This is a genomic window from Pseudomonas sp., from assembly GCF_050739995.1.
Classification (GTDB): domain Bacteria; phylum Pseudomonadota; class Gammaproteobacteria; order Pseudomonadales; family Pseudomonadaceae; genus Aquipseudomonas.
In genome coordinates, this window is record NZ_JBOICG010000408.1 from 1 (window position 1) to 7,861 (window position 7,861).

8 protein-coding genes are annotated in these 7,861 nt (G+C 61.4%); 6 read left to right on the plus strand and 2 right to left on the minus strand.

Annotation, left to right across the window (positions count from 1 at the left end):
* The 5 genes from mnmC to ACRESD_RS13585 all read left to right on the plus strand — a co-directional run.
* On the plus strand, nt 1-822 hold an 822-nt coding region (gene mnmC / locus ACRESD_RS13565), incomplete at its 5' end, for an FAD-dependent 5-carboxymethylaminomethyl-2-thiouridine(34) oxidoreductase MnmC (RefSeq protein WP_431751371.1).
* Between the two features lie 222 nt (nt 823-1,044).
* Nucleotides 1,045-2,817: an N-acetylglutaminylglutamine amidotransferase gene (locus tag ACRESD_RS13570; protein WP_431751372.1), complete on the plus strand. Its 1,773-nt coding sequence runs from the start codon at nt 1,045-1,047 to the stop codon at nt 2,815-2,817.
* 3 nt (nt 2,818-2,820) lie between these two features.
* A complete protein-coding gene (gene ngg / locus ACRESD_RS13575) occupies nt 2,821-4,554 on the plus strand; it encodes an N-acetylglutaminylglutamine synthetase (RefSeq protein ID WP_431751373.1) in 1,734 nt (577 codons plus the stop codon).
* Between the two features lie 148 nt (nt 4,555-4,702).
* The gene (locus tag ACRESD_RS13580) at nt 4,703-5,887 is read left to right on the plus strand and encodes an osmoprotectant NAGGN system M42 family peptidase (protein ID WP_431751374.1); all 1,185 of its coding nucleotides are present in this window, start codon (nt 4,703-4,705) and stop codon (nt 5,885-5,887) included.
* Nucleotides 5,888-5,956: 69 nt separating this feature from the next.
* The gene (locus ACRESD_RS13585) at nt 5,957-6,184 is read left to right on the plus strand and encodes a YheU family protein (RefSeq protein ID WP_003192759.1); all 228 of its coding nucleotides are present in this window, start codon (nt 5,957-5,959) and stop codon (nt 6,182-6,184) included.
* A gap of 7 nt (nt 6,185-6,191) precedes the next feature.
* On the opposite strand, the gene csrA is transcribed toward ACRESD_RS13585, so the two are convergent.
* Nucleotides 6,192-6,389, minus strand: coding sequence for a carbon storage regulator CsrA (gene csrA, locus ACRESD_RS13590; RefSeq protein ID WP_431751375.1), 198 nt, complete (start codon nt 6,387-6,389; stop codon nt 6,192-6,194).
* A gap of 131 nt (nt 6,390-6,520) precedes the next feature.
* Nucleotides 6,521-7,336: an SDR family oxidoreductase gene (locus tag ACRESD_RS13595; protein WP_431751376.1), complete on the minus strand. Its 816-nt coding sequence runs from the start codon at nt 7,334-7,336 to the stop codon at nt 6,521-6,523.
* A 327-nt stretch (nt 7,337-7,663) separates the two neighbouring features.
* Between ACRESD_RS13595 and ACRESD_RS13600 the strand changes: the two genes are divergently transcribed.
* Complete coding sequence (locus ACRESD_RS13600; protein WP_015885095.1) at nt 7,664-7,816, plus strand: DUF3309 family protein; 153 nt, start codon at nt 7,664-7,666, stop codon at nt 7,814-7,816.
* The last annotated feature ends 45 nt before the right edge of the window (nt 7,817-7,861 follow it).

A 7,861-nucleotide genomic window follows, 5' to 3' on the forward strand; every position in this document is an offset into this window, starting at 1 on the left:
ACCTTGGCGCATGGAGGACTGTTCTTCCCCGAAGGCGGCTGGGTGCATCCACCCGCGCTGTGCCAGTGGCAATCCGGCCAGCCCGGGATCAGCGTGCTGGCCCACAACGATGTGCTCGACCTGCGTAACGTCGATGGGCAGTGGCAAGCCTGGGACGGTGAGCGTCTGCTGGCCAGCGCGCCGGTGGCGGTCCTGGCCGGTGCCGCTGACGTCCGACGCTTCGCCGACCTGCCGCTCAAGCGCATCCGTGGGCAGATCACCCGCCTGCCACAGACCGCCGAAAGCCAGGCCCTGGCCACGGTAGTCTGTGCCGAAGGGTATGTCGCCCCAGCACGACTGGGCGAGCACACCCTGGGCGCCAGCTTCGATTTCAACAACGAAGACCTCACGCCCACCGCCGCCGACCACGCCGGCAACCTGGCGATGCTCCAGGACATTTCCGCAGATCTGGCCCAACGCTTACAAACCGATACTACCGACCCGACCACCCTGCAAGGGCGCGCCGCTTTCCGCTGCACCAGCCCAGACTACCTGCCGATTGTCGGCCCACTGGCCGACAGTGCCGCCTTCGTCCAGGCCTACACGGCGCTGCGCAAGGATGCACGCAGTGTTCCTGACACGACCTGTCCCTGGCTCGATGGTTTGTATGTCAACAGCGGCCACGGCTCACGAGGCTTGATTACCGCGCCGCTGTCCGCAGAGTTGCTGGCGGCCTGGCTTGATAACGAACCACTGCCCCTGCCCCGCAGCGTGGCAGAAGCGTGCCACCCCAATCGGTTTGCCGTGCGTGGGTTGGTCCGCAGTAATGCCAACAAGGCCTAAGGCTTGAGGCACCGCCCCCAGAAAGGCAGTTCCACCTGGGACTTCCCTAGCCGTGGTGACAGTTCAGCCGCCCGGGCTTTGAACGCTGCGTCACCGCGGCCTCGTGGCTTATAACCGATTGTTCTAAAACTCCCACTATATCCCCGTGTCAGTTTCTGGGTACGCCCCCTTTGGGCGTATTGAGTGTTTCCCCTCCCCAACGGAAAAACCGGTAAGGAATTTATGTGCGGACTAGCTGGAGAATTACGTTTCGATGCTCAACCTGCCAACCTGGCTGCGATTGAGCGCATCACCCATCACCTGGCCCCTCGCGGCCCCGACGCCTGGGGCTTCCATGCCCAAGGCCCGATTGCCCTCGGTCACCGGCGCCTGAAAATCATGGACCTGTCGGACGGTTCGGCCCAACCGATGGTCGACGCCCAGTTGGGCCTGTCCCTGGCCTTCAACGGTGCCATCTACAATTTCCCGGAGCTGCGAGAAGAGCTGGAAGCCTTGGGCTACGCCTTCTATTCCGGTGGTGACACCGAAGTGTTGCTCAAGGGCTATCACGCCTGGGGCGAGGCGCTGCTGCCCAAGCTCAATGGCATGTTCGCTTTTGCCATCTGGGAGCGCGATGCCCAGCGCCTGTTCATCGCTCGTGACCGTCTGGGCGTGAAACCGTTATACCTGTCACGTACCGGTCAACGCCTGCGTTTCGCCTCAGCCCTGCCGGCGTTGCTTAAAGGCGGCGATATCAACCCGATCCTCGATCCGGTGGCGCTCAACCATTACCTGAACTTCCATGCCGTGGTGCCTGCACCGCGCACCCTGCTGGCAGGCATTGAAAAACTGCCACCGGCGAGCTGGATGCGCATCGACGCCAGCGGTAAGACCGAGCAGAAAACCTGGTGGACCCTGCCCTACGGCCCACATGAGGATGAACGCAACCTCACCCTGGAAGACTGGACCGACCGTGTACTCGACAGCACCCGCGAAGCCGTGGCAATCCGCCAACGTGCCGCCGTGGATGTCGGTGTGCTGCTCTCCGGCGGCGTCGATTCGAGCATGCTCGTCGGCCTGCTGCGCGAAGTCGGTGTAGAGGATCTATCGACCTTCTCCATCGGCTTCGAAGACGCCGGTGGCGAACGCGGTGACGAGTTCCAGTATTCAGACCTGATTGCCAAACACTACGGCACCCGTCACCACCAGTTGCGCATCGCCGAAAGCGAGATCATCGAACAACTGCCCGCCGCATTCCGCGCCATGAGCGAACCGATGGTCAGCCATGACTGCATCGCCTTCTACCTGCTGTCGCGGGAAGTGGCCAAGCATTGCAAGGTGGTACAGAGCGGCCAGGGCGCCGATGAGCTGTTCGCCGGGTACCACTGGTATCCGCAGGTAGACGGCGCCGCCGATCCGTATGCGGCTTATCGCGAGGCGTTTTTCGATCGCAGCTATGACGACTACGCCGCCACCGTCGCGCCTAAATGGCTGACCGCCAATGATGCCGCTGGCGATTTTGTGCGTGAGCATTTTGCAATGCCCGGCGCCGATGCCGCCGTGGACAAGGCCCTGCGCCTGGACAGCACGGTGATGTTGGTGGACGACCCGGTCAAACGCGTCGACAACATGACCATGGCCTGGGGCCTCGAAGCACGCACGCCGTTCCTCGACTATCGCCTGGTGGAACTGTCGGCTCGCGTGCCGGGCAAGTTCAAACTGCCCGATGGCGGCAAACAAGTGCTCAAAGAGGCCGCGCGCCGGGTCATCCCCAGCGAAGTCATCGACCGCAAGAAAGGCTACTTCCCAGTGCCGGGCCTCAAGCACTTGCAGGGCGACACCCTGAACTGGGTGCGTGAACTGCTGCTGGACCCGAGCCAGGATCGCGGCCTGTTCAACCCGGCCATGCTCGATCGCCTGCTCACCGACCCTCAGGGCCAACTGACTCCGCTGCGCGGCTCCAAACTGTGGCAACTGGCGGCGCTGAACCTGTGGCTCAGCGAACAAGGAATCTGATCGATGAAACCCCATGCAGCGGCTTACAGCCAACGTTTGCTGAAGGGCCAGGCACCGTCATATGAGCGCCTGCAAGCCCGACTGGCCGAAGATGGCAGCCCGCAGAATGCCGAACCGATTGCCGTGCATTGCGGTTGGGGCCGGTTGTTGATTGGCCACACCTTCCCCGATCCGGCCAGTCTGGCCGAGGAGCTGCTCAACGAACAGGCCGGGGAACGGGATATCGCTCTGTATGTGGCCGCGCCCCAACAGATCCTGGGGCTCGACCCGCAGCAACTGTTCCTCGACCCCTCCGACACCCTGCGCCTGTGGTTCAGTGACTACCGTCCGGCCACCCGTGTGTTTCGTGGTTTTCGCATCCGTCGCGTACAGACCGACGCCGATTGGCAGGCCGTTAACCAGCTCTACCAAGGGCGCAGCATGTTGCCGGTCGACGCCGAGCGCCTCACGCCCCGCCACCAAGGCGGCCCGGTGTATTGGCTGGCGGAAGACGAAGACAGCGGCGCGGTGATCGGCAGCGTGATGGGCCTTAATCACCAGAAAGCCTTTCATGACCCAGAGAACGGCAGCAGCCTGTGGTGCCTGGCGGTTGACCCGCAATGCACCCGCCCCGGTGTGGGCGAAGTGCTGGTGCGCCATTTGGTGGAACACTTCATGAGCCGTGGCCTGAGTTACCTGGACCTGTCGGTACTGCACGATAACCGCCAGGCCAAGAACCTCTACGCCAAGCTGGGTTTTCGTGCGCTGACCACCTTTGCCATCAAACACAAAAACGGTATCAACCAGCCGCTGTTTCTCGGCCCGGGCCCGCAGGCGGGGTTCAACCCGTATGCACGGATCATTGTCGAGGAAGCCCATCGACGTGGCATTGATGTACAGGTCGACGACGCCGATGCCGGGTTGTTCACCTTGAGTCACGGCGGGCGCCGCGTGCGCTGTCGCGAATCGTTGAGCGACCTGACCAGCGCCATCAGCATGACCTTGTGCCAGGACAAGAGCCTGACCCATAAGGTACTCAAGGCTGCCGGCTTACAGTTGCCGTCCCAGCAATTGGCGGGCAGTGCGGATGACAACCTGGAGTTTCTCGACGAGCACCAGCGCATCGTGGTCAAGCCGCTGGACGGCGAGCAAGGCCAGGGCGTGGCCGTGGACTTGCAGACCATCGAGGACGTGCAACAGGCCATCGAAGCAGCGCATCAGTTCGACAGCCGTGTGCTGTTGGAGAGCTTTCATGAAGGCCTGGACCTGCGCATCCTGGTGATCGGTTTTGAAGTGGTCGCCGCCGCGATCCGCCGCCCGGCTGAAGTCACCGGCGATGGCCATCACAGCATCCGAGCCTTGATCGAAGCCCAGAGCCGTCGCCGCCAGGCCGCCACCGATGGCGAAAGCAAAATTCCCCTTGATGACGAAACCGAGCGCACGCTCAAGGCTGCCGGCTACCGTTACGACAGCATTCTGCCCCGTGGCCAGACTCTGGCCGTGCGGCGCACCGCCAACCTGCACACCGGTGGTTGCCTGGAAGACGTCACCGCCATCCTGCACCCCACGTTGGTGGACGCCGCCATCCGCGCCGCCCGCGCCCTGGACATTCCCATGGTCGGCCTGGACTTGATGGTGCCCGCTGCAGACCAGCCCGAGTACGTCTTTATCGAAGCCAATGAACGGGCTGGCCTGGCCAATCATGAGCCGCAACCCACTGCAGAAAAGTTTGTGGACTTGTTGTTTCCCCATAGTTAGCTGAGTGCTTGAGAGGTGGGTTGCCTGCACCGCCGCCATCGCGGGCAAGCCCGCTCCCACAGGTTGACCGCATTCCACTGTGGGAGCGGGCTTGCCCGCGATGAGGCCCTTGAAGGCACCCTCCCCCTTGACGCCAACAGGAGTCTTTATGAGCCAAACCATTCCCGAACCGGATCTGAACTACCTGCAAAAAGTCCTGCTGGAAATGCTCGCCATTCCCAGCCCCACCGGATTCACCGACACCATCGTGCGCTACGTCGCCGAGCGTCTGGAAGAACTGGGCATCCCCTTCGAAATGACCCGGCGCGGCACCATCCGCGCCACTCTCAAGGGCCAGAAGAACAGCCCCGACCGTGCCGTATCCGCGCACCTGGACACCATTGGCGCCGCCGTGCGGGCGATCAAGGACAACGGTCGCTTGAGCCTGGCACCGGTGGGTTGTTGGTCGAGCCGTTTTGCCGAAGGCAGCCGGGTCAGCCTGTTCACCGACAACGGCGTGATCCGAGGCAGTGTGTTGCCCCTGATGGCCTCCGGGCATGCGTTCAACACGGCGGTGGATGAAATGCCAGTGAGTTGGGACCATGTGGAACTGCGCCTGGACGCCTACTGCGCCACCCGCGCCGACTGCGACTCCCTGGGCATCAGCGTGGGCGACTATGTGGCGTTCGACCCTTTGCCCGAGTTCACCGAAAGCGGGCACATCAGCGCCCGTCACCTCGACGATAAAGCCGGTGTCGCCGCCCTGCTCGCCGCGCTCAAGGCCATCGTCGACAGTGGCGAGCCCTTGTTGATCGACTGTCACCCGTTGTTCACCATCACCGAAGAAACCGGCAGTGGCGCAGCGGCTGCCCTGCCGTGGGATGTCAGTGAGTTCGTGGGGATCGATATCGCGCCGGTCGCGCCAGGCCAACACTCCAGCGAGCATGCCGTGAGCGTGGCGATGCAGGATTCCGGCGGGCCATATGACTATCACTTGTCACGCCACCTGCTGCGCCTGGCCTCGGATAACGACCTGCCGGTGCGTCGCGACCTGTTCCGCTATTACTTCAGCGATGCCCACTCGGCCGTCACCGCCGGCCACGACATCCGCACTGCGCTACTGGCATTCGGTTGTGATGCCACCCACGGCTACGAACGCACCCACATCGACAGCCTGGCGGCCCTCAGTCGCCTGCTGGGCGCGTACATTCTCAGCCCGCCAGTATTCGCCAGCGATGCACAACCGGCCCAGGGTTCACTGGACAGGTTCAGCCATCAGTTGGAGCACGAGACGCAAATGGAGAGCGACACCCGTGTGCCGTCCGTGGACAGCCTGGTCGGCCACAAGTCCTGACGCTGGCAACTGCTGGTAACAAGGGCCTCGGCGCAGTAGGATCGCCGGGACCCATTACCCGAGGCTTGTATGCTGATTCCCTACGACGCACTTGAAGTCGACACCCTGACGCGGCTCATCGAAGACTTCGTCACCCGCGACGGCACCGACAATGGCGACGACACGCCCCTGGAAACCCGCGTACTGCGCGTGCGCCAGGCGCTGACCAAGGGCCAGGCCTTGATCGTATTCGACCCAGAAAGCGAACAATGCCAGTTGATGCTCAAGCATGACGTGCCCAAGCATCTGTTCGACTGACTGAGTTTCAGGGGGTGGTGGCGGTGCGGGGTTGGGCGGCTTGGCGTTCGAGGATCTTCTGATACACCTCGGCACGGTGAACGTTGACGCCCACCGGTGCCGCGATGCCAAATTTCACTTGGGTACCGTTCAACTCGAGGATATGCACGGCGATATCATCGCCGATGGAGATGATTTCGCCTATGGAGCGACTTAAGACCAGCATGGCGGTTGTCCTTTTAAAGTGACAGGACCTTGACCATGCGCGCTTGAAGTGGACCCAGCAATGGCTTGCGATCAAATCAGGCACCACCTACATCAATAGGTAATTTGCCTGACAGACCGCCCCCCCCCCGATCACCCCTTAATGGCTTGCGCCTTGGCCCGCATCTTGTCAGCCATCACTGTCATTTCGTCATACAGCAGCTGCGGGTTTTTCTGCTTCAATGCCCAGGCCATCCGCCCCTGCTCATGGGGCAAAATCATGAATTCACCTTCGGCGACGCGCTGATAGATGTAATCAGCGATATCCGCCGCCGAGATCGGCGAGCTTTCCAGCAACTTGCCCACCTGCGCTTTCATCGCCGGGGTCGGCCCACGGAAAGAGTCGAGCAGGTTGGTCTGGAAAAACGACGGGCACACGACATGCACGCCGACTTCCTGTTGCTTGAGCTCCACCAGCAAACTTTCCGACAGTGCCACCACGCCGGCCTTGGCCACGTTGTAGTTGCTCATCGCCGGCCCTTGCATCAACGCCGCCATCGAGGCGATGTTGATGATCCGGCCCTTGCTCTTCTCGAGCAGCGGCAGGAACGCCTTGCAGCCCTTGACCACGCCCATCAGGTTGATTGCTATCTGCCAGTCCCAGTCTTCCAGGGACAACTCAGCGAAGAAGCCGCCCGATGCAACGCCGGCATTATTGACGATCACATCGATGCCACCGAGCTTCACCTCACACGCCTGGGCGAAAGCCGTGAGCTGGCTGTAGTCACGCACATCACAACGCTGGGTGAACCCATCACCACCGGCTTCACGCACCAGCTTGAGGGTTTCCTGCAAGCCGGGCTCGCTGACATCCGACAAGGCCAACTGCCAGCCTTCACGGGCCCAGCGCAGAGCGATTTCACGACCCAGCCCGGACCCGGCGCCGGTGATCATCATGCGATTTTGCATAGAGAAGTTGCCTTGTGGTTCACGAAAGAAGTGCCCGGCAGTGTAGCGAAGGTTTTTCCTGTACCCACGTACCATCCAGTTGATGAATGCCTCGGGCAAACCGGCGACCGGGTACGAGGCTGGCCTATAGCGTAAGTTCAATATTTCTCAACTAGGTTTGCTTATTTGCGAACGAATTAAAAGAAATAAGCAAGTTTGCGAAATACTTTAAAGAAACATTGAATTCCCCCTGAAACAGCGGAGTCGGAGTTATTAAGGCGTCCGTAAAAACGGGCGGGTCTACCCTTAAATGACTGGTCTTTATTCAAGGCCTATAAGGAAGAAAACATGAGCCTCATTCTGATCATTATCCTGATCCTGCTGTTGGTCGGCGGCCTGCCGGTATTCCCACACTCGCGTAATTGGGGTTATGGCCCATCGGGCATCCTGGGCGTAGTGCTGGTGGTTCTACTGGTGCTGCTGTTACTCGGTCGGATATAAACGCCGGGCAAAAAAAGAGGCCTCATATAGAGGCCTCTTTTGTAT